This is a genomic window from Pseudoalteromonas sp. SCSIO_11900 (assembly GCF_000576475.1).
GTDB lineage: Bacteria > Pseudomonadota > Gammaproteobacteria > Enterobacterales > Alteromonadaceae > Pseudoalteromonas > Pseudoalteromonas tetraodonis.
This window is the reverse complement of the sequence record NZ_KK070023.1, coordinates 1,096,663-1,122,064: the sequence shown is the minus strand read 5'-3', so window position 1 is coordinate 1,122,064 and position 25,402 is coordinate 1,096,663. Positions and strand designations below refer to the sequence as shown.

General features: G+C 41.7%; 25 protein-coding genes. 11 read left to right on the top strand and 14 right to left on the bottom strand.

From position 1 onward, the window contains the following. Positions 1-3: 3 nt before the first annotated feature. Positions 4-507: a hypothetical protein gene (locus BG00_RS05230; protein ID WP_036981006.1), complete on the bottom strand. Its 504-nt coding sequence runs from the start codon at positions 505-507 to the stop codon at positions 4-6. Further along, positions 491-1,243, bottom strand: a complete 753-nt coding sequence (gene deoC / locus BG00_RS05225) for a deoxyribose-phosphate aldolase (RefSeq protein WP_036981003.1) — start codon at positions 1,241-1,243, stop codon at positions 491-493. The genes BG00_RS05230 and deoC overlap by 17 nt, the downstream gene beginning before the upstream one ends. 261 nt (positions 1,244-1,504) lie before the next feature. On the opposite strand from deoC, the gene cysG reads away from it, so the two are divergent. From cysG to BG00_RS05190, 7 genes are all read left to right on the top strand, one after another. Further along, complete coding sequence (gene cysG, locus BG00_RS05220; protein ID WP_036981000.1) at positions 1,505-2,926, top strand: siroheme synthase CysG; 1,422 nt, start codon at positions 1,505-1,507, stop codon at positions 2,924-2,926. Between the two features lie 43 nt (positions 2,927-2,969). Further along, entirely contained in the window at positions 2,970-3,869 is a 900-nt protein-coding gene (gene cysD, locus BG00_RS05215; protein ID WP_008108450.1) for a sulfate adenylyltransferase subunit CysD, read from the top strand. Then, positions 3,869-5,293 (top strand): sulfate adenylyltransferase subunit CysN, encoded by a 1,425-nt coding sequence (gene cysN / locus BG00_RS05210; RefSeq protein WP_010392104.1) that lies wholly within the window; start codon positions 3,869-3,871, stop codon positions 5,291-5,293. The genes cysD and cysN overlap by 1 nt, the downstream gene beginning before the upstream one ends. A gap of 33 nt (positions 5,294-5,326) precedes the next feature. Beyond that, on the top strand, positions 5,327-7,051 hold the full coding sequence (locus BG00_RS05205; protein WP_036980997.1) for an SLC13 family permease: 1,725 nt from the start codon (positions 5,327-5,329) through the stop codon (positions 7,049-7,051). Positions 7,052-7,084: 33 nt separating this feature from the next. Continuing rightward, positions 7,085-7,678: an adenylyl-sulfate kinase gene (cysC, locus tag BG00_RS05200; protein WP_036980995.1), complete on the top strand. Its 594-nt coding sequence runs from the start codon at positions 7,085-7,087 to the stop codon at positions 7,676-7,678. A gap of 9 nt (positions 7,679-7,687) precedes the next feature. Beyond that, entirely contained in the window at positions 7,688-8,458 is a 771-nt protein-coding gene (gene cysQ / locus BG00_RS05195) for a 3'(2'),5'-bisphosphate nucleotidase CysQ (RefSeq protein ID WP_036980993.1), read from the top strand. A gap of 350 nt (positions 8,459-8,808) precedes the next feature. Beyond that, positions 8,809-10,080: an aromatic amino acid transport family protein gene (locus BG00_RS05190; RefSeq protein ID WP_036980991.1), complete on the top strand. Its 1,272-nt coding sequence runs from the start codon at positions 8,809-8,811 to the stop codon at positions 10,078-10,080. Positions 10,081-10,179: 99 nt separating this feature from the next. On the opposite strand, the gene speD is transcribed toward BG00_RS05190, so the two are convergent. The 8 genes from speD to BG00_RS05150 all read right to left on the bottom strand — a co-directional run bounded on the left by speD (position 10,180) and on the right by BG00_RS05150 (position 18,010). Next, the gene (gene speD, locus BG00_RS05185) at positions 10,180-10,992 is read right to left on the bottom strand and encodes an adenosylmethionine decarboxylase (RefSeq protein WP_036980988.1); all 813 of its coding nucleotides are present in this window, start codon (positions 10,990-10,992) and stop codon (positions 10,180-10,182) included. Positions 10,993-11,079: 87 nt separating this feature from the next. Continuing rightward, positions 11,080-11,493, bottom strand: coding sequence for an OsmC family protein (locus tag BG00_RS05180; RefSeq protein ID WP_036980986.1), 414 nt, complete (start codon positions 11,491-11,493; stop codon positions 11,080-11,082). A gap of 95 nt (positions 11,494-11,588) precedes the next feature. Then, entirely contained in the window at positions 11,589-11,927 is a 339-nt protein-coding gene (locus BG00_RS05175; protein WP_036980984.1) for a DUF3802 family protein, read from the bottom strand. Between the two features lie 136 nt (positions 11,928-12,063). Next, positions 12,064-13,533, bottom strand: a complete 1,470-nt coding sequence (gene astD, locus BG00_RS05170) for a succinylglutamate-semialdehyde dehydrogenase (RefSeq protein ID WP_024602227.1) — start codon at positions 13,531-13,533, stop codon at positions 12,064-12,066. Positions 13,534-13,548: 15 nt separating this feature from the next. Then, positions 13,549-14,565, bottom strand: a complete 1,017-nt coding sequence (gene astA, locus BG00_RS05165) for an arginine N-succinyltransferase (RefSeq protein WP_036980981.1) — start codon at positions 14,563-14,565, stop codon at positions 13,549-13,551. A gap of 82 nt (positions 14,566-14,647) precedes the next feature. After that, a complete protein-coding gene (locus BG00_RS05160) occupies positions 14,648-15,853 on the bottom strand; it encodes an aspartate aminotransferase family protein (protein ID WP_013463826.1) in 1,206 nt (401 codons plus the stop codon). A 369-nt stretch (positions 15,854-16,222) separates the two neighbouring features. Next, positions 16,223-17,383 carry an HDOD domain-containing protein gene (locus BG00_RS05155; RefSeq protein WP_036980979.1) on the bottom strand — a complete coding sequence of 387 codons (1,161 nt, stop codon included), beginning with the start codon at positions 17,381-17,383 and terminating at the stop codon, positions 16,223-16,225. Between the two features lie 45 nt (positions 17,384-17,428). After that, on the bottom strand, positions 17,429-18,010 hold the full coding sequence (locus BG00_RS05150) for an anthranilate synthase component II (RefSeq protein WP_036980977.1): 582 nt from the start codon (positions 18,008-18,010) through the stop codon (positions 17,429-17,431). Positions 18,011-18,241: 231 nt separating this feature from the next. On the opposite strand from BG00_RS05150, the gene BG00_RS05145 reads away from it, so the two are divergent. The 3 genes from BG00_RS05145 to glpD all read left to right on the top strand — a co-directional run bounded on the left by BG00_RS05145 (position 18,242) and on the right by glpD (position 21,666). Continuing rightward, complete coding sequence (locus tag BG00_RS05145) at positions 18,242-18,484, top strand: HP1242/YdcH family protein (RefSeq protein ID WP_013463823.1); 243 nt, start codon at positions 18,242-18,244, stop codon at positions 18,482-18,484. A gap of 168 nt (positions 18,485-18,652) precedes the next feature. Continuing rightward, positions 18,653-20,158 carry a glycerol kinase GlpK gene (glpK, locus tag BG00_RS05140; RefSeq protein ID WP_036980976.1) on the top strand — a complete coding sequence of 502 codons (1,506 nt, stop codon included), beginning with the start codon at positions 18,653-18,655 and terminating at the stop codon, positions 20,156-20,158. A gap of 5 nt (positions 20,159-20,163) precedes the next feature. Further along, on the top strand, positions 20,164-21,666 hold the full coding sequence (glpD, locus tag BG00_RS05135) for a glycerol-3-phosphate dehydrogenase (RefSeq protein WP_036980974.1): 1,503 nt from the start codon (positions 20,164-20,166) through the stop codon (positions 21,664-21,666). A gap of 7 nt (positions 21,667-21,673) precedes the next feature. Here glpD and BG00_RS05130 read toward each other — a convergent pair whose 3' ends face one another. Further along, complete coding sequence (locus BG00_RS05130; RefSeq protein WP_036983357.1) at positions 21,674-22,072, bottom strand: acyl-CoA thioesterase; 399 nt, start codon at positions 22,070-22,072, stop codon at positions 21,674-21,676. 31 nt (positions 22,073-22,103) lie between these two features. Here BG00_RS05130 and BG00_RS05125 point away from each other — a divergent pair, with 31 nt between their 5' ends. Continuing rightward, positions 22,104-22,808, top strand: coding sequence for a 2OG-Fe(II) oxygenase (locus tag BG00_RS05125; RefSeq protein ID WP_036980972.1), 705 nt, complete (start codon positions 22,104-22,106; stop codon positions 22,806-22,808). A 68-nt stretch (positions 22,809-22,876) separates the two neighbouring features. Here the strand turns inward: BG00_RS05125 and BG00_RS05120 are convergent, their stop codons facing one another. The 3 genes from BG00_RS05120 to BG00_RS05110 all read right to left on the bottom strand — a co-directional run. Further along, positions 22,877-24,112 (bottom strand): cysteine desulfurase-like protein, encoded by a 1,236-nt coding sequence (locus BG00_RS05120; RefSeq protein WP_036980970.1) that lies wholly within the window; start codon positions 24,110-24,112, stop codon positions 22,877-22,879. A gap of 10 nt (positions 24,113-24,122) precedes the next feature. Next, positions 24,123-24,755 (bottom strand): 2OG-Fe dioxygenase family protein, encoded by a 633-nt coding sequence (locus BG00_RS05115; protein WP_036980968.1) that lies wholly within the window; start codon positions 24,753-24,755, stop codon positions 24,123-24,125. Between the two features lie 185 nt (positions 24,756-24,940). After that, positions 24,941-25,402 (bottom strand): transposase (locus BG00_RS05110; RefSeq protein ID WP_036980966.1); only part of this gene is annotated, 462 nt, incomplete at its 5' end.

Here is a 25,402-nt window from a genome sequence, read left to right as displayed (position 1 = left end):
TTTTTAATGATCCACTCGTAATAACTCACCGCGATAAAAATCACACAATAACCATATTTGTTCAAATTGATGGGTATTTGGAAAACATACTTTTTTAACTGCCGCTTCAAAGTCGCTCTTATGCCAAATAGTACTAGCGTTACGAATTAACAACCACGTACGCTTTGAATAATAACGCTTAGTCGCTTTTTGTTTTAATAAGCGCTCCAACGCTGATTGCAACCGGTGTTCGCTTGGTTGTTGCGCCATGTCGGCTAAATCACGCTGCATTTGTATCGACAGTGGCCGGCCTAACACGGCCATGGCTTCCGTTTCACTGGCATATAAATGCGCCACCTCTATATCGAGTTGTTGATTTTCTTGATAACAGCTTACATCGGGTCTATTCGGTTCATTGTGCCAAATATGGCGCATGTAAATTCCCGTTTGTTGTTCATAACATCGCAAAAACAACTTGGCCGCATCGTGCTCTAATTGTTGTTTTTCGGCATCACTGCTGCGCTTCATTCAACACCTTATAAACGTCATTTAACAGCGATGAGGCGCCAAACCTAAATGTATCTGGTGCTAAATAATCATGCCCCATAATCTCGGTTGCTAGGTGCAAATAAGCATTTGCATCTACTGTTGTTTTGATTCCACCTGCAGCCTTAAAACCTACTCGCTTTGATGATTTTTTGATGGTTTTAAGCATTATTTCAGTTGCTTCAAGCGTGGCATTCACCGCGACTTTTCCTGTACTGGTTTTTACAAAATCAGCCCCGCCTTGGATGGCAAGTTCGGTTGCTTGAGTAATAAATGCTACCGTTTTTAGCTCGCCAGTTTCAATGATCACTTTGAGCTTAGCACGGCTGCCGCATACCTTTTTACTCTCACTCACGTATTCCAGCACGGTATCTACTTCACCTTTTAAAAGTGCTTTATAAGGAATAACTAGATCAATTTCATCGGCCCCCCGCTCTAAAGCTATTAGCGTTTCATTAAGCACTTCATTGAGTGGCGCATCACCAGAGGGAAAGTTAGTTACGGTGGCCACCTTTACATGGCTCAATAAGCGATTAGCAAGTGCTATTTTAGCGTCATCAACAAATTCACTAAACACACAAAGCGCAGCAGGCGTGCCTAGCTTAGGATTTATACTGTTTACTAATGCGTTAATACTGGCTTGACTATCATCAGTGTTTAAACTGGTTAAGTCCATTAAGCTAACGGCTAGCGTGGCGTTTTGAATATTGTTTGTCATTTTATGCCTATGAAATTGTGTGACCTTAAACTATATAAGCATCATAGCTTAAACTTGCTATAGTTCATAACCAAACACTATAAGCGCGTTTTTATACTAAACGTCACCCTACCCCTTACTAAATACGATTTAGACCTAAAAAACATAATTGATATAACTTTTAAGAATAACAACTAAGATTTAATTATTTTTTACTTATCAATAGCCACTATATTCTGCTTCTCAGTTAAACACTTTATTATTTTTTAGGGGCGTTATTCAGTGCAATATTTACCTATCTTTACCAAACTCGACAACAAACCCGTATTGGTTGTTGGCGGTGGAGAGGTTGCCTTGCGAAAATGCCGTGCGTTTTTAAAAGCACGCGCCAATGTAACGCTAGTTGCCCCTTGGTTTTGCGAAGAATTAAAAGAACATGCGCACAACAATGAAGTTACTTTAATAGATGCCTATTTTGAAGAGTCACATCTTGATGGCAAAATTTTGATTATTGCCGCCACCGACAATGATGAAGTTAATAATACGGTTTTTGAACTCGCCAATGCACGTAATGTGTTTGTGAACGTGGTGGATGATCAACCTAAATGTACCTTTATTTTTCCCTCTATTGTTGATCGCAACCCAATTACCATAGCGATTTCAAGTGCAGGTACCGCACCGGTATTAGCAAGACGTTTACGTGAAAAGCTCGAAACTCTAATCCCGCAGCATATCGGCCCACTCGCTAACTTGGTCGGTGGCTTTCGCCATAAAGTAAAGCAACGCTTTAAACATTTTGCTGATCGTCGCCAATTTTGGGAAGGCGTGTTTGATTCATCAGTAGTAAGCAAAGTCCAAACCGGTGATACCCATGGCGCTGAGCAACAACTAGAGCAAATGCTAGATGCCAAAGTTGAACCAGAAGGCGAAATATACGTAGTCGGTGCAGGCCCAGGCGACCCGGAGCTACTCACCCTAAAAGCGCTGCAACTAATGCAACAAGCCGATGTGGTGGTATATGATTACTTGGTATCCGATGAAATTATGGAATTAGTGCGTCGCGATGCCGATTTAATCTGTGTGGGTAAGCGCTTAGGCAATCACAGCGTAGCTCAAGAAGATACAAATAAGATGTTGGTTGATTTAGCACAACAAGGTAAAAAAGTGTGCCGAATTAAAGGGGGTGACCCATTTATTTATGGCCGTGGTGGCGAAGAAGTACAAGTACTGGCAGCCAATAACGTAAATTACCAAATAGTGCCAGGTATAACGGCAGCCGCCGGATGTAGTGCCTACGCAGGTATTCCTTTAACGCATCGCGACCATGCCCAAGCTATTCAGTTTGTTACCGGACACTGTAAAAAAGAAGGCCAAGAGCTTAATTGGCAGTCGCTTGCACAAAAAAACCAAACACTGGCTATTTATATGGGGGTAATTAAATCGCCGCATATTCAAGCCGAGCTATTAAAACATGGGCGAGCAGCAACAACACCAGTGGCCATAATTGAAAACGGTACACGCAAAAATCAACGTGTTGTCACAGGACAGTTAGGCCAATTAGCGCAGCTCATTGAGCAGCATCAAATTATTTCACCCGCGTTACTGATTATTGGTGAAGTAGCTTCGCTGCATCAAGAATTACACTGGTTTGGTGAAAAAGCGCAGATCAGTAGCTTTGCTCAACCGCTTACAGACGTGGCGTAATTTAACAGATTTTAATTTAATCATTTTAGTAGGACGACCAACAATGGCTTTAACTCACCTTCAGCAACTTGAAGCTGAAAGTATCAAAATCATGCGCGAAGTCGCCGCTGAGTTTGAGAACCCAGTTATGCTTTACTCAATCGGTAAAGACTCATCGGTACTTTTGCACTTAGCTCGTAAAGCATTTTACCCTGCAAAAATTCCGTTTCCGTTATTACACGTAGACACCAACTGGAAGTTTCGTGAAATGATTGAGTTTCGCGACCGTTTAGCCAAAGAGTATGGCTTTGATTTAATCGTACACAAAAACCCTGAAGGCATCGAAATGGGTGTAGGCCCATTCACCCATGGTTCGGGTAAACATACAGATATCATGAAAACTCAAGGGCTAAAGCAAGCGCTCAACAAGTACGGTTTTGATGCAGCATTTGGTGGCGCACGCCGTGATGAAGAGAAATCACGGGCTAAAGAGCGCGTGTATTCATTTCGTGATAAACACCATCGCTGGGATCCTAAAAACCAACGTCCTGAGCTTTGGAATACCTATAACAGCCAAGTGAACCCAGGAGAAAGCATTCGTGTATTCCCGCTGTCTAACTGGACTGAACTAGATATTTGGCAATACATATATCAAGAAAATATCGAAATGGTGCCACTTTACCTTGCTAAAGAGCGCCCTGTAGTAGAGCGCGATGGTACTTTAATTATGGTTGATGACGATCGCATGCCACTTAATGAAGGTGAAGTACCGCAAATGAAGTCGGTTCGCTTTCGAACCTTAGGCTGTTATCCACTCACTGGCGCCGTTGAATCAACGGCCAGCAATCTAACCGAAATTATTGAAGAAATGCTGCTTTCATCGTCATCTGAACGTGAAGGTCGAGTGATTGATCATGATTCAGCAGGCTCTATGGAGAAGAAAAAACGTGAGGGGTATTTCTAATGTCTAACCTAAATAACGATACATTTAATGAAGTAAAAGAAATTGGTATAGACGCTTACCTAGCACGTCAACAAGATAAAAGCTTATTGCGTATGCTGACTTGTGGCAGTGTGGATGACGGTAAATCAACCCTCATTGGTCGCCTATTACACGACAGTCACCAAATTTATGAAGATCAGCTAGCCGCGCTTCATAAAGATAACGAAAAAGTGGGTAACGCCGGTGAAGATCTTGATTTAGCACTGTTAGTAGATGGCCTACAAGCTGAGCGTGAGCAAGGCATAACAATTGACGTAGCGTACCGTTACTTTTCAACCGCTAAGCGTAAGTTTATTATTGCCGACACCCCAGGGCATGAGCAGTACACCCGTAACATGGTAACGGGTGCATCAACCAGTGATGTTGCCATTATTTTAGTGGATGCACGTTATGGCGTGCAGGTACAAACTAAGCGCCATAGCTTTATTTGTGACTCATTAGGCATTAAACAGTTTGTGGTTGCGGTTAACAAAATGGATATTGTTGATTTTGACGAAACCGTTTATGAAAAAATTAAAGCCGATTATTTAAAATTTGCCGAGCAACTTAACGTATCAAATATTAAGTTTGTGCCTATGTCGGCGCTTAAAGGCGATAACGTAGTAACTCGCTCTGCGCACACTCCTTATTACACTGACAAGCCGTTGCTTGAGCTGTTAGAAGATTCACCAGCCGCTGAAATCGACACCGGTTTTGAAGCGCGTCTTCCGGTGCAATACGTGGTACGCCCTAATCTAAACTTCCGTGGTTTTCAAGGCACGCTTACATCGGGTAAATTACGTGTAGGTGATGAAGTAAAGGTACTGCCATCAGGTAAAACATCACATATTAAAGAAATTGTTACTTTTGATGGCAACCTAGATACTGCACAAGCTGGCCAAGCAATTACGGTTACTCTTAATACTGAAATAGATATTAGCCGAGGAGACGTTATTGTACCTGCGAATTCGCAAGCTCAAGTAACCAACCAATTACAGGCTAAGATTGTGTGGATGCACGAGTCGCCATTGGTGCTTGGTAAAAGCTACAACCTTAAACTTGGCAGCAAAAACACCTCGGCCACGGTCACAAAAATTGATCACACTATTGATGTAAACACGCTAGAGCATGGCAGTGCAGATTCATTGCAGTTAAACGAAATTGCGATTGTGACACTGGAGCTGACCGAGACTATTTTAGCCGACCAGTACCATCATAATCATGAAACCGGTTCGTTTATTCTTATTGATCGCTTATCAAACTTAACGGTTGCAGCAGGAATGATAGAACAGGTACTGCAAAGTGAAGAAAACGCAGGACAATACAGCGACTTTGAAGTTGAATTTAACGCCCTCGTACGCAAGCACTTCCCGCATTGGCAAGCGCTTGATATTTCAAAGCTATAACGTTAATGAACGCCTGTTAGGAACATTTAAAGCATGGTAGAACAGCTCATTTTAACAGGCATTATGTTGCTTTTAGTCGGGTGCCTTTTTGGCACCCGTATTAATCCTGCATGGTTATTTGTAAGTGCCATAGGCACAAGCTATCTAACTGGGTTAATAGATTTAGAAAGCATGCTGGTTAATTACACTAACTCATCATTAATTACTTTAGTGTTATTAATTTTAGTGTCGATAGCGATAGAAAAAACCACGCTTATTCAGCGTTTAGCCAAATCGTTATCCAATGGTAGTTTAGTTAAGTCAGTAACTAAATTAGGGCTGTCTACGGCATTTTTGTCTTCCTTTACTAACAATACTGCGGTGGTTGCTTCTTTAATTACCGCTATAAAAGATAACCCAAACCACTCCCCTTCAAAGCTGTTGCTACCCTTGTCGTACACCGCAATTTTAGGCGGTACTATTACACTCATCGGTACCTCTACTAACTTAATCGTAAATGGCTTTGCAGTAGATGCGGGGATGGCACCATTAGGCTTTTTTGATTTTACATTAGTGGGTTTAGGCGCACTCAGTGTTGGCTTAATCACTATTTTGGTGATGCTAAAATGCCTGCCCGACAACGGTAAAAATAGCCAAGAAGTGGTGCCTTTTTATTTAGAAGGGAAAGTACAAACCGGCTCTAAACTAATAAACCGCACCGTAGAAGAAAACGGTTTACGTGATTTAAAAGACTTGTTTTTGGCTGAAATTATTCGCGATGGCAATCGCATTTGCGCCGTGACCCCCCAACATATTATTCAACAAGACGACGTTCTGTTGTTTGTGGGCGACATAAAATCGGTACCTTTGCTTACTCGCTTTGATGGCTTAAAAGTGGTGCACGACAAACACGAAAAAGACATAGAACACCTCGTTGAAGTTGTGGTTAGCCAGTCGTCTAAGTTAATTGGCAAAACAGTAAAAGAAGCCCGCTTTCGAGAGCAGTTTCATGCGGCCGTTATTGCTATTCGACGTGGGCATGATCGCTTACGAGGTGGGCTTGGCCAAGTGCGATTACAAGCGGGTGATTCATTAATCCTCGCACCAGGAAAAAGCTTTTATAGCCTCACGAACTTAAAACGCGAATTTGTGTATATTTCAGGGCTTGATTTACAAAACCACCTCGATGCAAAACAATCAAACATTGTATTGTTAAGTTTTGCAGGTGTGCTGGGGTTAAGTATTTTAGGCGCCGTGCCCCTGGTTAAAGGCTTGTTAGTGTTACTTATTGGCCTAATGCTGTGTGGCACGATTAAGCTGAGCGAAATAAAACGCCGCTTTCCTATTGAGTTACTTGCCGTAGTAGGTAGTGCCATAGGTTTAGCTAAGCTGATGATAGGCACAGGCCTGGCTGGGCAAATATCAGACGCCATGTTTGTAGTGCTAGGCGACTTTGGCCCTTATGGCGCGTTTATCGCTATCTTTTTAATGACGGTGTTATTTACTGAATTGATCACTAATAACGCCGCAGCGGCACTGTCGTTTCCGGTTGCCTACTCATTGGCTATTGGTTTTAACGTAGAACCTTTGCCGTTTATTATGGCGGTTGCATTTGGCGCCTCAGCCAGCTTTATTTCACCTTTTGGTTATCAAACTAACTTAATGGTTTATAGCGCGGGTAACTACCGACTAAAAGACTATGTAATGATGGGGCTACCCCTTTCTATTATTTATTCAATTACCGTACTAACTTTGATCCCGCTGGTATTTCCGTTTTAATGCCCGCGCTTATAGCATAAAGAGACACAGCAAATGGATAACAATATTGTTTGGCATAATTACGCCACCACTAAAGTACAGCGCAGCAAACAAAAAAAGCATAAGAGCGCTATTATATGGTTTACTGGTTTTTCTGGCTCAGGTAAAAGCACCGTTGCTAATGCACTAGAAGCGGCACTCAATCAGCAAGGTGCGCACACGTACCTACTTGATGGCGACAATGTTCGCCATGGTTTATGTAAAGATTTGGGCTTTAGTGATGCCGATCGCGTTGAAAATATCCGCCGCGTAGGCGAAACAGCCAAGCTAATGGTTGACGCTGGTTTGTTAGTCCTTACTGCGTTTATATCTCCTTTTAAAGCTGAGCGTGACATGGTTCGTGAGTTAGTAGATGAAGGTGAATTTATCGAAGTTTTTATCGACACCCCTCTTGAGGTGTGCGAAAGCCGCGACCCAAAAGGCTTATACAAAAAAGCACGCGCCGGTGAAATTAAACACTTTACCGGGATTGATTCAACCTATCAGCCGCCGGTTAATCCTGAAATAATTTTAGATACCAGTAAAAACACCCTAGACCAATCGGTAGCTCAACTGATAACGTATCTAAAACATCAGCATATACTATAGGCCCATGTAATGAACCAAACTGAACTGCTAGAAGAAACCCTTATTCTCGCCCGCAAAGCGGGCAGCGCGATTATGGGTATTTACAATAAAGACTTTAACGTTGAGTACAAAGCCGATGAAAGCCCTGTAACCGACGCCGACTTAGCAGCTCATAAAATCATTAGTGCAGGACTAAAAAAGCTCACCCCCGATATCCCTGTGCTTAGTGAAGAAAGTGCCGATATTGGTTGGGATGTACGCCAAACATGGAAAAGCTACTGGCTGGTTGACCCAATCGATGGCACCAAAGAATTTATAAAAAAGAACGGCGAGTTTACCCTCAATATTGCCCTAATCGAAAATGGCAAACCGGTTTTAGCCGTGGTTGATGCCCCTGCACTGGGTGTATCTTATTTAGCCGCCGAAGCCATTGGTGCTTTTAAAGATAAAGGCGATGAGCGCATCGAGCTTAAAGTCACTACCAAACCTAACAAAGGCCTTATTCGTGTAGTCGGCAGCCGCTCGCACCCTTCCCCTGATTTAGCTGAATTTGTAAAACGCTTTGATGAGGTTGAAATGGTGTCAAAAGGCAGCTCACTCAAACTGTGTTTAGTCGCCGAAGGCAGCGCCGACATTTACCCGCGCTTAGGCCCAACTTGTGAATGGGATACCGGAGCAGGCCACGCCATCGCCGAAATAGCCGGTGCAAAAGTAACTCAACTTGATGGCAGCCCGCTTTTATATAACACCAAAGATAAATATTTGAACCCGTATTTTGTAGTGAGTGCGGTGGAAGAATAAAAGCTAAGAGTTGCGAGCTACGGGCTTAGAGTCGTGAGTAGCTCAATGGCAATTTAAACACCGTAGGTTGGGTTGAGTGGAACGAAACCCAACAAGCACTTAGCACTTTAACAAATACATATAAATATATTCCCCACACTCTTAACTCAAAAAAGTGAACATTATTCACGCATTTCGCGGCATATTCCTACACTAATTGCGCAGCTTTTAAACGCTGTTTCGTATTCGTGACAGTCAGTAACTAATACGCTACAACAAATTTATATCCAAGACATAAAAACACATGAAATGAGTGCCTAAAAACTATATTCTTCGGCGCAATTATTATTATAAATAATGGATACACACACATGACAACATCTCAAGGTGCAACGCTTTCAAATGCATCATCACAAGACACACACACGTCAAAATCAAAATGGAACCTGCATGATACGCAGTGGACTTTAAGCCTTTTTGGTACCGCAGTGGGCGCGGGCATTTTATTTTTACCTATCAATATTGGTATAGGCGGGTTTTGGCCGCTGATTATTCTAGCAAGCTTAGCCTTTCCAATGACCTTTTTGGCGCACCGTGGTTTGGCGCGTTTTGTATTATCGTCAAAAAATAAAGAGGCTGACTTTACCGATGTAGTAGAAGAGCACTTTGGAGTAAATGCGGGTCGACTGATCTCCTTGTTATACTTTTTATCGATTTTCCCTATTTTGCTTATTTACGGTGTGGGCTTAACCAATACGGTAGACAGCTTTATGGTCAATCAATTAGGGATGGAGTCGCCGTCACGCGTTGCTTTATCGGGTATTTTAGTTGCGCTAATGATTGGCTTAATGATGGGCGGTGAGCGCTTAATGCTGCGCGCCTTTGCTATTTTAGTTTACCCGTTAGTAGGTATTTTATTCTTTTTGTCTTTGTATTTAATCCCAAGCTGGCAAATGCCCGATACGACTTTGCCTGGGCTAGGTAGCTTTAGCAAAACACTTTGGTTATCGATTCCTATTATTGTGTTTTCGTTTAGCCATGCAGCGGCTATTTCAAGCTTTGTTAATAAACAACGTAGCCATTACGGTGACCTAGCAACCTCTAAGTCAGAAGCGATTTTAAAGCGTACTAGCTTATTACTGATCACCTTTGTTTTGTTATTTGTGTTCTCATGCGTGTTATCGCTTACAGGTGAGCAAATGGCTGAAGCAAAAGCGGCAAACGTCTCTGTTTTATCTTACTTGGCTAATATTACAGAAAACTCATTCATTGCAACGCTGGGACCTTTGGTTGCTTTTATTGCGATTATGTCGTCGTTTTTAGGTCACTTTTTAGGGGCACGCGAAAGCTTTACTGGGTTAGTGACTAAACACTCAAGCATGAGCCCTAAAGTGGCTGACAAAGTGGGTGCGGTACTGATGTTTTTCGCTATTTGGTTCTGCGCGGTTAAAAACCCAAGCATACTAGATATGATGGATCAGTTATCAGGCCCAATCATTGCGATGATTTTATTCATTATGCCAATGATTGCAGTTTACAAAGTGCCTAGCTTACAAAAATACCGTAACCGTTTAAGTACCTTATTTGTACTGGCTGTCGGTTCATTAGCTGTGTGTGCGTTACTGTACAGCATGCTTAGCTAAGCAAGTATTTTTTACAAAAGCCCTGCTCATTTACTTGAGCTTTCTCAGACAAATAAAAATGGCGCTCAATGAGCGCCATTTTTATTTAATTCGTTGCTATTATTCTGTATCTGGCAGGTTACGGCCATAGAATATTTCTTGCATTTCACGCGTTAGTTTTGAGCGAATCTCTTCTTCTTCGTCATCTGACAAATCATCAGTAGATAAACCAAATAAATACGTATTTAAATCGGTCTCTTTTAGCATCATTTTGGTATGGAACAGGTTTTCTTGATACACGTTCACGTCCATCATTTGGTACGCTTCTTTGGTATCTTCTGTCATGAAGTTTTGAATCGAATTAATTGCATGGTCAATGTAATGTTTAACGCCGTTTACATCACGGGTAAAACCACGCACACGGTAATCAATCGTTACCACATCAGACTCAAGGCTATGGATTAAGAAGTTTAACGCTTTAAGCGGCGAAATAATGCCACAGGTTGATACTTCAATATCAGCACGGAAAGTACAAATACCATCATCAGGGTGTGCTTCAGGGTACGTGTGAACACAAATGTGACTTTTATCAAGGTGTGCAACCACTGAGTCAGGTAACGGCCCTGGTGCTTCGTCAGCATCATAATTTTGCTGCTCTTCTACTGGCTCTTCTGAAACCAAGATAGTTACGCTGGCACCTTGTGGCTCGTAATCTTGACGTGCAATATTTAAAATATTGGCACCAATAATATCAACCACATCACCTAAAATGTCGGTTAGTCTATCTGCACTATACTGCTCATCGATATATTCTATATATTCTTTACGTTGTTGCTCTGTTTTTGCATAGCAAATATCGTAAATACTAAAGCTTAGGCTTTTAGTTAAATTATTAAAGCCATGAAGTTTAAGTTTATCGAAGGGTTTGTTCATATAAACCAACCTATAAATTAGTGAAATCTGCACCTGCAGAATGAAAAGTTCGCGGATTTTATACGAATTTTACTCACGGAAAAAGCGTTATTTTGCCTGTTCTTGAACAACTTCATGGCTGTGGGTAATTTCTACTGTTTTATCAAGCATTAATGCAACTGAACAATACTTTTCTGCCGAAAGCGAAACCGCTCTTTCTAGGTGCTTTTCAGATACATTATTACCGGTTACAACAAAGTGTAAATTAATTTTGGTGAACACGCGCGGGGCTGTTTCTGCTCGTTCAGCGGTTAACTGCACATCTACTGATGAGAACTCTTGCTTAGTTTTTTTTAAAATACTCACCACATCAACCGATGAACAACCACCAACCGACATCAATACCATTTCCATTGGGCTAGGTGCTGCTCCGTCACTGCCCGCATCAAACACGACATTATGATTGCTATTAGAGCGACCGATGTAAGTATTACCTTCAACCCATTTTACATTTGCTTGCATTGTTTCATCTCAATAATTTATATTCATTACACGCAGACACTCGCACGCATTTAAAATTAAATAGCGAATAAAGCGTGGTTTTAAAGGGGGAAATATTAACTAATAGCGTTATCAAATAAGTTTTTGACTAGCCCTGCAAACTCATCAATAAAAGCATGCTGTTCAACTGTGGCGGTGTGAGAAGTCACACTGCTGAGTACTTCTTGTAAGTCGTAAACAATGCCATCAACTTCGCGTACAATTTGACTACGCTGCTCTGTAGATAGATCGGGGTGTTGTTGACAAATGCGTATGACATTTTCGGCAATTACATCTTCGATTAACTCAATAACCGTTGGTGCACCTGGCTTTATTTCACCTGGTTTTTCAAACAACGCTAAGTTCTGAGTTAGGTACATTATTAAGTCATCGTACCCTTGCCTGTTTAAAACCATTGTCTACTTACCTTGAAAATACTGGTTGCTTAATTTAAGCAGAAAGCACTGATAATTGCTAGCTTTGTGAGATTGCAGTACTAAAAAAGCAGCCGAAGCTGCTTTTTTAGTGATTTATTACTAGTTTAAAAATCGATTAATCGATTTTTAAACCTGGGCTTAATGTTGCTGGCATGGTTACTTTTTCAAGCTCCACAGACGCAACAGGGTATGCACAGTAGTCAGCGGCATAATAAGCGCTTGCTCTGTGGTTACCTGAGGCACCAATACCGCCAAACGGCGCTGCACTTGATGCACCGGTAATTGGACGGTTCCAGTTAACAATACCTGCACGGATACGACGTAAGAAATGATCGTAATCGGCTTGGTTATCACTGAGTAGGCCTGCTGATAAACCAAAGCTCGTGTCGTTTGCTTTATCAATTGCTTGGTCAAAGTCATCAAAACGGAATACTTTTAGAAGCGGACCAAAATGCTCTTCATCTGGGAAGTCATTGATATTTGTACACTCAATGATACCCGGTGTAACAAAACCAGTGTTTGCTGTGTGCTCAAGTTCAACTAGCACTTCGCCACCCATGGCCTTTAACTCATCTTGTGCTTTAACCATTCCAGCGGCAGCGGCCGTTGAAATCATAGAGCCCATAAATGGTTGGTCAGCATCGTCATAGTTACCAACTTTGATTGCTTTAGTCGCTGTAATTAGGCGAGCTAAAATTTCATCGCCTTTAGCACCTGTTGGTAAAAACAATTTACGCGCACACGTACAGCGTTGGCCACTTGAGATAAACGCAGATTGCACAATATCGTGCACAACAGCAAGCGTATCTTCTGCATCTTTAACGATCAGCGGATTATTACCCCCCATTTCAAGCGCTAAAATCTTACCTGGTTGACCTGCAAACTGCTCATGTAAAATATGACCCGTACGAGAAGACCCAGTAAAGAATAAACCATCAATGCCTTTGTGTGATGCCAATGCTTTACCTGTTTCAACTTCACCTTGTACAAGGTTAATAACCCCTGCTGGTAAACCGGCTTTTTCCCATAGTTTAAGGGTTAGCTCAGCCACCATAGGTGTTAGTTCAGACGGTTTAAATACCACGGTATTACCAGCTAAAAGTGCAGGTACAATGTGGCCATTTGGTAAATGCCCAGGGAAGTTATAAGGACCAAATACAGCAACAACACCGTGTGGCTTATGGCGGATCATCGCACGGCCTTGCGGCATCGCGTTTTCAACGTCGCCGGTACGCTCTAAAAATGCTTTTTCAGCAATGGCAATTTTTCCGACCATGGCACCCGCTTCAGTACGCGTTTCCCAAAGTGGCTTACCTGTTTCTTGAGCTATTGCCACAGCCAACTCTTCGCTATGCTCTTTTAACGTTGCAGCAAAGGTTTTTACAATTTCTAAGCGCTGCGCAAAGCTTTTATCAGCCCAGCTATAAAATGCTTCACGCGCAGAGGCTACCGCGCTATCTACTTGCTCAGCGCTTGCAGCTGATGCCTGCCAAATAACATCGTTATTTGCAGGGTTAACTGAGTTAAATTCTGTTCCTTGGCCTGGTGACCATTGACCATTAATAAATTGTGCAGGATGAGTCATATACTTTCTCCTAAATTAAACTGGGGTAGCAGTAACAAAATCGCCCGATTTCAAATGTAATGCATCAGCAAGTTGCTGTGTTAATACCAGGCTGTTTGAGCGCTCGTCAAATGCCATTGGCGCTACTGTTGCTCTAAAGTCTTCAAGTTTGTCATTGGCTAACAACACCATGGTATCGCCTGTCATTTCGCCAATTTCAACGCTAAAGTTTTGTGCATTGCGAATTGTCGCAATGTTATCTACTTTTGCTTCAACGGTTGGACCCGCATCAAAAATGTCAACGTAACCATTAAAAGTAAAACCTTCACTTTTTAATAGTTGAATTGCAGGGCGCGTATTGTCATGCACTTGACCTATAACCGCTTGCGCGTCTTTACTCAATAAGTTGACGTAAATTGGGTATTTAGGCATAAGCTCAGCAATAAATACTTTTTGCCCTATTCCCGTCAGATAATCTGCCGTTGGGAAGTCCATAGAGAAAAAGTGCTCTTCAAGCCACTGCCAAAATGGGCTACTACCGTTTTCGTCAGATACACCGCGCATTTCTGCAATAACGGTTTGTGCAAAGCGCTGTTGATGCTGTTTTATAAACATAAAACGCGCTTTTGAAAGCAGCTTACCGTTACAATTTTTACGATAGCCGTCTTTTAAAAACAGTGTGCACAGCTCTGTCGCCCCAGTGTAGTCATTACAAAGGGTGAGAATATCTACCGCTTTATACACATCTAGCGTGCGCGAAGAGTGAATCACTTTACTCAAATGATAATGATAAAATGCGTCATCTAAGCCAACTGCGGCTTCAATACCTGAAGTACCGACTACTTCACCAGTTTCAGTATCTTCAAGAACAAATAAGTAACCCTCATCACCTGGTTGTGATGTTGTTTTTGTAAATGAGTTAACTGAATGCGCTATCTTCTTTTGTAATAACTCTTCATTATTAGGCAAAGAAGTAAAGCCATGTCCCGACTCGTCGGCGATGGTTACTAAAGCTGCATAATCACTTTTTTGGATTGGGCGAAGGATCATCATGAATCCGCTTACTCCCTTATATAACGGTAAATAGGAACTGCAAGGCAAACTACGTTTGCCCCTAAAGCAGTTGAATTAGCAATTACGCATTTACAACGTGGGCTACTGCTTTTTCAAAGCGTGCCATACCTTCGCGAATATCCGCTTCAGGTATGACTAAAGAAGGAGTGAAACGAACCACATCAGCACCAGCAACCAATGACATTAAGCCATGCTCAGTACCGGCAACTAAAAACTCTTTTGCACGGCCTTTGTATTGCTCGTTTACCACAGCACCAATTAATAAACCTTGGCCACGAATTTCACTAAATACGTTGTACTTATCGTTAATGGCATTTAATAGCTCAGTAAATAACGCCGACTTTGCTTTAACGCCCGCTAAAACTTCTGGGTTATTTACAGTATCAAATGCGGCTTCTGCAACTGCACACGCTAATGGGTTACCGCCGTAAGTAGAACCATGAGTACCTACTTTGAGGTGCTGTGCAATTTCAGTGGTTGTTAGCATAGCGCCAATTGGGAAACCGCCACCGAGAGCTTTTGCTGAAGTTAAAATATCAGGCACTACGTTTAAACCTTGGTATGCATATAGCTCACCTGTACGGCCAACACCTGATTGCACTTCATCAAAAATTAGCAATGCATTGTGCTTAGTACATAAATCACGAACGCCTTGAGCAAATTCGTCAGTTGGCGAAATGATACCGCCTTCGCCTTGAATTGGCTCCATCATTACCGCACAGGTGTTATCGCTAATCAACGCTTCAAATGCGGCAAGGTCATTGTAGTCACAATGAACAATGTCGCCTGGCTTAGGACCAAAACCGTCAGAGTAAGCCGCTTGACCGCCTACAGTAACCGTGAAGAAGGTACGACCATGGAAACCTTTATTAAAGGCGATAATTTGCGACTTTTCCGCGCCAAATTTATCAAGCGCAAAACGACGCGCTAATTTAAGTGCCGCTTCGTTTGCTTCTGCGCCTGAGTTTGCAAAGTAAACTTTTTCTGCAAAAGTCGCATCAACCATTTTCTTAGCTAAGCGAAGCGCTGGCTCATTGGTCATTACATTAGATAAATGCCAAATTTTTTCGCCCTGCTCTTTTAATGCGCCCACTAATGCAGGATGGCAATGGCCAAGACAGTTAACGGCAATACCACCAGCAAAGTCGATAAACTCTCGTCCTTGTTGATCCCATACACGAGAGCCTTCGCCTCGAACTGGAATTACGCTTGAAGGTGCGTAGTTAGGAACCATTACGTGATCAAATAATTCGCGATTGACTGTCATTTTATTTCCTCTTAATTGTGTGCATCACAAAGCAGTAGAATAGGGGTGTGATTATTGTTAATAACCAAATAGGTGGGCAAAATTAATACGATTATATTTGCCTGAAACTACGTTGTGGTTCAATTTTCAGGCGCTCATTATTTCAGAAATTTGGAGTTATGTCTCTTCAAAAACTTTCATGTACCCCTTTAAAATAAAGGGCTTAAGATATTATTTCATAGATAGTGAATAACTATTTGGCAGCTAAAAATAACGCATGCTTACCTTAGTAAGCGCCTCTACAACGAAAAAGGCATGGCGCTTATAAACCAACAGCACATGAAGAAGTAGAATTAAAGTGAATGAATAGTCGCAAAAAAATTAACAGATTTAATCGATTTGGAGTACCAAATTAGTAAAATTACCCGTTTGTAAGGTATCTAACTCTTTTTTAGTGAACTGATAATAGCTAAACCAGCTTTGTAATTCATCGTCTTCAATAAGCTGGTGCTCTTTTAAATTTAAGTATTGAGAGTAACAACGCGCTTTTAAAATTACTTGCGCTAATGGAAATAAACTATCGCCCTTTGCTACTCCATTCACTAACTGCTGCATAACACTGTCAAACGGCAAATATTTAAATGACATGCTCTCAATCACCTTAGCGCTAACAAGCAGTGATTTTTCGTGTAGCAGTGTTGTTAAAAATAACGGATCTGGTTTTAGCTCTAATAGCGCGGTGTGTAAGTTTTTATCACCTTCTTCACGAGCACGCAGTACTTTGCGCTGCCATACCTGATCAAACACTTTTAGGTATAAGCGCACTAAAGCAATTTGCCCTACATTAAGTAACATGCCCAATGTAAACGCATGCATTGGGTTTACCCCGTTAAGCTGGGCAAGCGTTTGCGCTGCAATTGCACACGACATGGTGTTGTCTTTTAACCTGCGCTTTAATAACGTGAAGGGTTCTGTGCTATGTGGCATCCAATGGCGTACTGCAAAAGTAGGCACTACAAGTTGCAGGTTATCTAAGCCCAAATAACGTAATGCCAACGCTGGGGTATCTACTTTGACTGAGGTGCCTTTACTGCGTTGCTTACGATAAAAAGGTAAATTAACTAAGGTAACCAGCTCTCGTCCAAGCCAGTTTAAATCGTTAACTAGCGGCTCTAAACGGCCAACCGAGGCGGCGCGAGTAGCCAGTATATCAAGTATGGCGCACACGTTATCTTCTATGCCAATGGTGTCTTTAATCACAAAATCGATGTCTTCAAGACGTTTAGCAATCACGGTTTCAATAACCGTATGTAATTTTTGACTGGTTTTTGCCTGTAACTTTTGATGTGAAGTACTTTTTTGTTGACGCTTTTGCTGAGCGGCCACTTCAACTTCTAATAAGGTACGATTTTTAACCGGTTTACCATCATTGAGATCTAAGGTATGAATAAAGCCTATTTGCTGGTTGGCAAAACTATGACCCAGTAGCAAATCATGCGCTCGTTGATGTAGCACGTTAACAATACGCTGTTGCTGCAATGTGTCAGTCATAAGCTCTATCTTAGGGGAAAAAGTAAATAGCTTGCAGGTATAAGCCTAGAAGCGTGTTAAAAAGTTATCAAGTAAAGCTAAGCCTTGCTCTGTCAAAATTGCTTCAGGATGAAATTGCACGCCTTCGAGCGCGAGCTCGTTATGTAATAATCCCATAATTTCATCACGCTGCCCAGTGTTGCTTTGAGTCCACGCTGTGACTTCTAGTTCTTTAGGCAATGAGTGTGCTTCAACAATTAAAGAATGGTAGCGGCACACTGTCAGCGGGTTAGGTAAACCTTTAAACATACCTTGATGCTGATGATAAATAGGCGATGTTTTTCCATGCATAACCTGTTTAGCTCGCACTACTTTACCACCTAGCACTTGAGCAATGGTTTGGTGCCCCAAACAAATACCTAATATAGGATAAACTCCTTTAAACTGCTCTACCACAGATAACGACACTCCCGCTTCAGTCGGGTTTTTAGGCCCTGGAGAAATCACAATATGATCTGGGTTTAACTGTTTGATCTCACTCAGCGTTATTTGGTCGTTACGTTTTACCAACACGTCTTGATCTAAGCGCTGAAAATACTGTACCAAGTTATAGGTGAACGAGTCGTAGTTATCGATCATTAAAAGCATGCAATAAAGTACTCAAAGTAATTAGGGCCTGTCGCAGGCATATTCTAACTGAAGCCTTTGCAGGTGTCAGCGTTTTGCAGCCCAACAAACATAAATAGACACACTAACAACCAATAACGGTTGATTTATTTTAGATCAGCCCAAGCTCTGTTGTATGGGGTCACCCCAAGTCACTGATCATTTTTATATAACGTGACGTGCATTATGCAACAGCCATTTAAGGAGTAACCTATGTTAGGCGAAGACCATTCATTAACCAAAGATTTTCCTGATTACACGCAAACTATTGCAAAACTTAATGCAAACGATGAAAACTTTGCAACCAAAGCAAAGCAATATAATGAAATCGATAAAGAAATTCGAGTACTTGAGCTACAAGACTCACCCATAGATGACGAAGCCATGCAGCAGTTAAAACACGACCGAATGGTATTAAAAGATTGGCTACATCAACAATTAACGGATGCTAATTAATTGTTGTTATTTGGCGCCTATTAAATTGTAGGCGCCAGAATTGAGTGTTCACCTCTCTCCCCTACCTTTCGCTCATCTATAATTTTAACCATTATGGTGCAAAAGCATTGCTATTCGTTTAGCTTAAAGACAAGCTGTCTTTATCTAAATTAAACAACACTATTTTTTATGTCTAAATACATACTCTCGATTGACCAAGGAACGACAAGCTCTCGAGCTATTTTATACACTAAAGATGCCGAGGTTTTTGACACGGCTCAACAAACCTTCCCTCAACACTTTGTGAAAAATGGTTGGGTTGAACATGACCCTGTAGATATTTGGCAAACCGTATTAAGCAGCGTTAAAAACGTATTATCGCAGCAACAAGTCACTGCCGCCGACATTATTGCTATTGGCATTGCTAACCAACGAGAAACCACCTTAGTGTGGAATAAAAAAACCGGGCAACCTATCTACAATGCGATTGTGTGGCAAGACCGACGTACCAGTGATTATTGCGATAATTTACGTCATGCTGGGCATACACAAATGGTGAATGATAAAACCGGTTTAGTGCTCGATCCTTACTTTTCTGCAACCAAAATTCGTTGGATTTTAGATAACGTCAAAGGCGCTAAAGAGCAAGCACACGCAGGTGAACTAGCATTTGGTACGATAGATACCTACTTGCTATGGCAACTCACTAACGGTAAAGCTCACAAAACCGATGCTACCAATGCCTCTCGTACATTACTGTTTAACATTCATCAGCAATGCTGGGATGAAGAGTTACTGGCTTTATTTAATATTCCAGCGTCGATGCTACCTGAGGTAATGGACTCAGCGGCTGACTTTGGGGTGACTGCAAGCGAGCTATTTGGTGGTGAAATTCCAATTTGCGGTATAGCAGGCGATCAACAAGCCGCCTTAATTGGTCAAGCTTGTTTTGAAGAAGGTATGGCAAAAAGTACTTACGGAACAGGCTGCTTTTTAATGCTTAACACAGGTGATAAAGCACTAAAATCAAATAATCGTTTATTAACCACTCTTGCGTATCGGCTCAACGGCAAACCCACCTATGCGATTGAAGGGAGTATTTTTATGGCTGGTGCCACCATGCAGTGGATAGTAGAAGGCTTAAAGTTATTAGAAAACGCGGGAGAAAGTGAAGCCCTCGTCAAAGATGTTCCCTTGGATCATGGGGTATTCTTGGTTCCCTCGTTTACAGGCTTAGGTGCGCCCTATTGGGATGCAAATGCCCGAGGCGCAATTTTGGGCCTAACCCGAGACTCTGGCATTAGCACTATTGTTGCAGCTGCCTTGCAGTCGGTGGGTTATCAAACCAAAGATCTACAAAAAGCCATGGAAGGTGACGGACTCCGCCCTAGTATTCTAAGAGTTGATGGCGGCATGGCAAATAATAATTGGGCAATGGCGTTTTTAGCCAATATTTTAGGCGCAAGCGTTGAGCGCCCTACTCTAACCGAAACCACTTCGTTAGGGGTTGCTTACTTAGCCGGTTTGCAAACTGGGCTTTATGAATCAACTGCGCAGCTTGCCAGCATGTGGAACAGCGATCGTCGTTTTGAACCGACCATGAGCAGTGAAGAGCGCAACGATTTATACGCAAAGTGGCTACATTGCATTGCACAAGTAAGACTTTCTAATAGCACTGACGGCGAGAGTGAGTAAAATCTATGAGCGCACACGACAACGAATATGACTTACTCATTATTGGCGGCGGTATTAATGGCGCCGGAATAGCAGCCGATGCCAGTGGTCGCGGTTTAAAAGTATTATTGTGTGAACAAAACGATTTAGCCTCAGCTACTTCCTCTAATAGCAGTAAGCTTATTCATGGCGGGCTGCGCTATTTAGAGAATTATCAATTTAGATTGGTAAGAGAGGCATTACGTGAGCGTGAAGTGCTATTAAAAAAAGCGCCGCATATTATGTGGCCGCTTTCTTTTAGGCTACCGCACCAAGCACACTTACGTCCTTCTTGGATAATTCGTGTGGGGTTATTTATTTACGATCACCTAGCGAAACGTGACACCTTACCTGCCTCAAAAACGATTAAATTTGACAGCAATAGTATCCTTAACAACAGTATAACCCATGGCTTTGAATACGCCGATGGCTGGGTTGATGACGCGCGTTTAGTGATTTTAAACGCCCAAGCTGCTCATAATTTAGGCGCCACCATTGTAACACGCACCCGCTGCATTAAAGCAACGCGTAACGCAGATTATTGGGATGTGATTTTACAGCAACAAGCCAGCAAGCAGCACCTAAATATAAAGGCAAAAAGTGTTGTAAATGCCGCAGGCCCATGGGTCGCGTCATTATTTGAAGATGTATTTACCCAGCCCACACCGCACACTATTCGCCTTGTGAAAGGCAGTCATATTGTAGTGCCCCGACTCCACAATGAGCCAGCTGCCTATATTTTACAAAATAAAGATAATCGCATTGTATTTGTCATTCCTTATGAGCAAGATTACTCACTGATTGGCACCACAGATGAAGAGTACACCGGCGATATTACTGATGTAAAAATTAGTGAGCAAGAAATACAGTACCTCATCAGTATCACTAACCATTACTTTAACAACGCAATAAGCGCGGCCGATATTGTGCACAGCTTTAGTGGGGTGCGGCCACTATTAGATGACAAATCAACAGATGCTCAAGCCGTCACCCGCGATTACAAGCTGATATTAAACAACGACACCGATCATGCCGCTTTATTAAGTGTGTTTGGTGGTAAAATTACTATCTATCGAAAGCTTGCAGAAAACGCCGTTAATAAGTTAGCGCCTTTTTACCCAAAGATGAGTGGCTCTTGGACCAAAGATGCCCCTTTACCAGGCGGCGACTTTAGTAACCAAACATACCTTACCGCTCAGTTAGAAAGTAGCTACCCTTGGCTGGCAATCGACACATTAAAACGTATGGTTCGCAGCTATGGCACGCTTAGTTATCAATTACTGGGGAACAGCCAATCAATCGGTGATTTAGGTTATCACTTTGGTCATGGTCTGTATGCGCAAGAAGTTGATTACTTAGTAAACCATGAATGGGCAAGAACCAGCGCAGATATACTTTGGCGACGAACAAAGCTTGGGCTGCGCTTTTCAGAAAAACAAGTCATTGCCTTGGGGCAATATTTAACTAAACATCCAGCTTGTCATAGTTAAGCTGCGATTAACTAACTGCTACAAGGTGCTGTGTTAATGCGGCTTTTTCATCAGTCGAAAGTGGTTGCTTTGTTTTGCTAGCAAAGTCATAACGTACCATCACCGTTTTACCAATGGCGCAACACTTATCTTGCTGCCATGCTTCTTGGCGGATCACAAATGAACTATTGCCAATTTGCTCTATGCTAGTGTTAATTGTCACCTCATGGGCATAAAATAGTTCGCCAACAAACGACACTTCAACTTTAGCAATGATTAACTTCCAGTTGTGTGGATTTAGATCTGGCGTAAAAAATTTAAAAATAGGTACTCGGGCCGCTTCAAACCATACGGGGAGTACGGTATTGTTGATGTGTCCGAGTGCATCCGTTTCGCTAAAACGCGGTATCACTTTTTCAGTAAACATAATAATCCAATAATAATTAAACAGGTAACTCATGACGGACTTTATCCGCGTGTATGACAACGCGCTCAGTAATGAATTTTGCGATAACTTTATCACTACCTTTTCTCAAAGCCCGCATATTAAACAAGGGATGACATCGGGCGGTGTTGATCTTAATAAAAAAGATAGCCACGACTTATACCTAAACAATCATCCTGAATACGCAGAACAATTAAAACATATTCAACAAACCACTGCACAGTATGTTTTCAACTACATTGAAGAACATATTTTTATGATGATTGGGGCATTTGGTTTAAAGGTATACCACCCAAAAACAGGACAACCGGTTGATTTAACTCACGCCAACTATGACGAGGTAGGTAAACCACAACTCCCCTTATTGGTGCAGCAAATTTTTAGACTCGGTAATATTCAAGCGCAAAAATACGAAGTAAATAAAGGCGGTTATCCGTATTGGCACAGTGAGGTGTATCCGCAGCTACAGCATAATGAAGCACTGCATCGAGTGTTGTTATTTATGTTTTATTTAAATGATGTTGAAGAAGGCGGAGAAACCGAGTTTTATTATCAAAATCGTAAAATAGCCCCTAAAAAGGGCAGTATGGTGGTTGCCCCAGGCTACTTTACGCATACACATAGAGGCAATAAGCCAGTATCAAACGATAAGTATATTTTAACCTCATGGGTTTTGTTTAATCGAGCAGAGCAAATTTATGGAACGCCAAAAAGCTAAGTAATCAGACAATAAAAAAGCCACAAGTTTTTTACTTATGGCTTTTAAAGTGCTGAATGGGTAAGGCTTTAACCTAGTAAATCATCAAATAAATCAAATAACTTATCTAGCTCAGCTGTTGTGTTGTAATGCATACAGCCAATACGCACTACGCCGCCTTTATCAAGTACGCCTAACTGCTTGCATAAGCCTTGTGCATAAAAATTACCATCCCACACACAAATATGCTGTTTACCTAAAAACTCAGACACCTCACGCGGATCTAGCCCTTCAAAGGTTAAAGCAAACGTTGGCGTACGCTCATTTAAGCGCTCAAGATCATCAATGCCAAATAGCTTGATACGCGGGTAATTAACTAAACGCGTTAAAAAGTATTCACTCAATGCCATTTCATGTTGTTTTGTTTTAGCAAACGCAACACGTAATTTTTCTCGGCGTGAGTGACTGTCATCAAGTTTGCTAATCGCCGCTATGTAATCAACCGCCGCAATAAAGCCTGCAAGTGCCTCAAAACTTTGCGTGCCGGTTTCCCAACGACCTGGTGCAACATCTTTTGCTGGCTCTACTTTATAAGGTGTAAACCCTTCTAAGTGCTCAGTTTTACCATAAACCATGCCTAAGTGCGGGCCAAAAAACTTATATGCAGAACAAGCTAAAAAGTCGCAACCTAACGCTTGTACATCAATCAGTTCATGTGGCGCATAATGCACCGCATCAACATACACCAACGCATCCACATTATGAGCAAGCTCTATAATACGTTTAATGTCGTTAATAGATCCCGTGGTGTTTGAGGCATACGTAACGGCAACTAATTTAGTATTACTGTTTAATAGGCTTTCAAAATGCGCCATATCTAAGCTGCAATCAGCCTCGTTAATTAAAGCGGTTTGAACCTTAACGCCTTTATCTTCTGCGGCTTGCTGCCATGACGACACATTTGAAAAATGATCAGCATTGGTCACAATAATCTCATCACCGGCTTGCCAATCGCGTGAAATAGCACGGCTAAAGCTAAAGGTCAGGCTAGTCATGTTAGGGCCAAACACAATATTTTGTGCACTGGGCGCATTTAACAAATCAGCCGCGGCTTGACGCGCATTCGCCATCAGCTCAACCGTTTTATCACTTGAAAAAAACGCACCGCCTAAGTTTGAGTTGTAGTACCCTAAATAAGCAGTCATTGCATTTAATACAGACTGCGGCACTTGAGAGCCGCCTGGGCCATCTAAAAATATTGGTGACTTACCATCAACGGTTTGCATTAAAGCAGGAAATTGCGCGCGCAATTGCATTAAATTCATTTTATTTCTCTTAAGCAGTTAGTACAAAGCAATCCAGGTAACCTGGTTTGTTAGCATCAATTTTGTTCATTGGCGTGGCGTTATGCCATACCTGACGGTCATTAATTAGTGCAAACATACCGTCTTTAATTTCCATTTTAAAACACGGTTCAGCTTGCTTGTTTTCGTATACTAGCAGTTCGCCGCCCTCAAGGTTTTCGTGTGAAACACCACATACACAAACATGCTCAAACCCATCTTGATGCACACCTTCTGGGGCTGCAGGCGTATCGCTATCAATGGCAAGCATTCTAAATTGATGTATTTCAATATCACGGTCTTCATCAATGCCGGTAAGCTCACAAAACTCACTTACAATGCTTTTCATACCTTGAGACTCAAGTAAGCTCTGCTCTAAGTTTTCATAAGTACGCTCAACATTACCCTGAAAGGTATTAATAGAATCGTCTTGAACAAACGCTTTGGCAGCTTGAAGTTTTAGCTCACCATTTTGAAATTTAATTACCGAGTAACGACGCTTACGAAATTCACCATCTGCATACGGATTTGCAGGTAGGTTATCAAAAGAAGGCTTAACCAAATCAATATTTGCTTGGTTAATAAAACGAAGTTGCAGAAGGTTCTGGTTGTTTAATGTAGTCATAAAATCCTGCTTATAATAATGATAATATTGCCGAGGATTTTAATGCATATAGAGAGGATTTTTTGCTTTATTAACCATATCAATGACGACATTTAACGAAAGTTAATACAATCATGCAGCGAATTAAGCATTATCTATCTAATATTTTATTTGAACAATAAAAACCCGCCAAAGCGTAATGCCAGTCAGTTAAGAACTGACTGGCATTTTCTTTTATAGGGGTACTTATTCGGCTTCTTTCTTATCACCCTTGGATAATGCCTATCTGGTAACCTATCGGGTAAGATAAACAATCTAAGTGTTGTCAGTAACTCATCGTAATGAATAGGCAACTTACTTGCACTATGTATTGGCGTAAACATAAAGAAAGCGATAACCTGTCGCATAGATTGGCTAAAGCTTAGCTGTGTAGGCAAAATATCCTCATCTTTAGTTGCATCAAGCATGACGATACGTATTAAATTGTAAGCGAGTAATAACCCCCATAGCTCTTGACGTACCATGTCTGGTTTCTTACTACGTAACGTGTGTTTGCTATGATTCAATCCCTGCTTTATTTCTCTAAACGCCAGCTCAATTTCCCAGCGTTGAGTATAAACCTCTGTTAATTCTTCATATGGAAATCGTAAAGGGTCAATGAGAGAGCT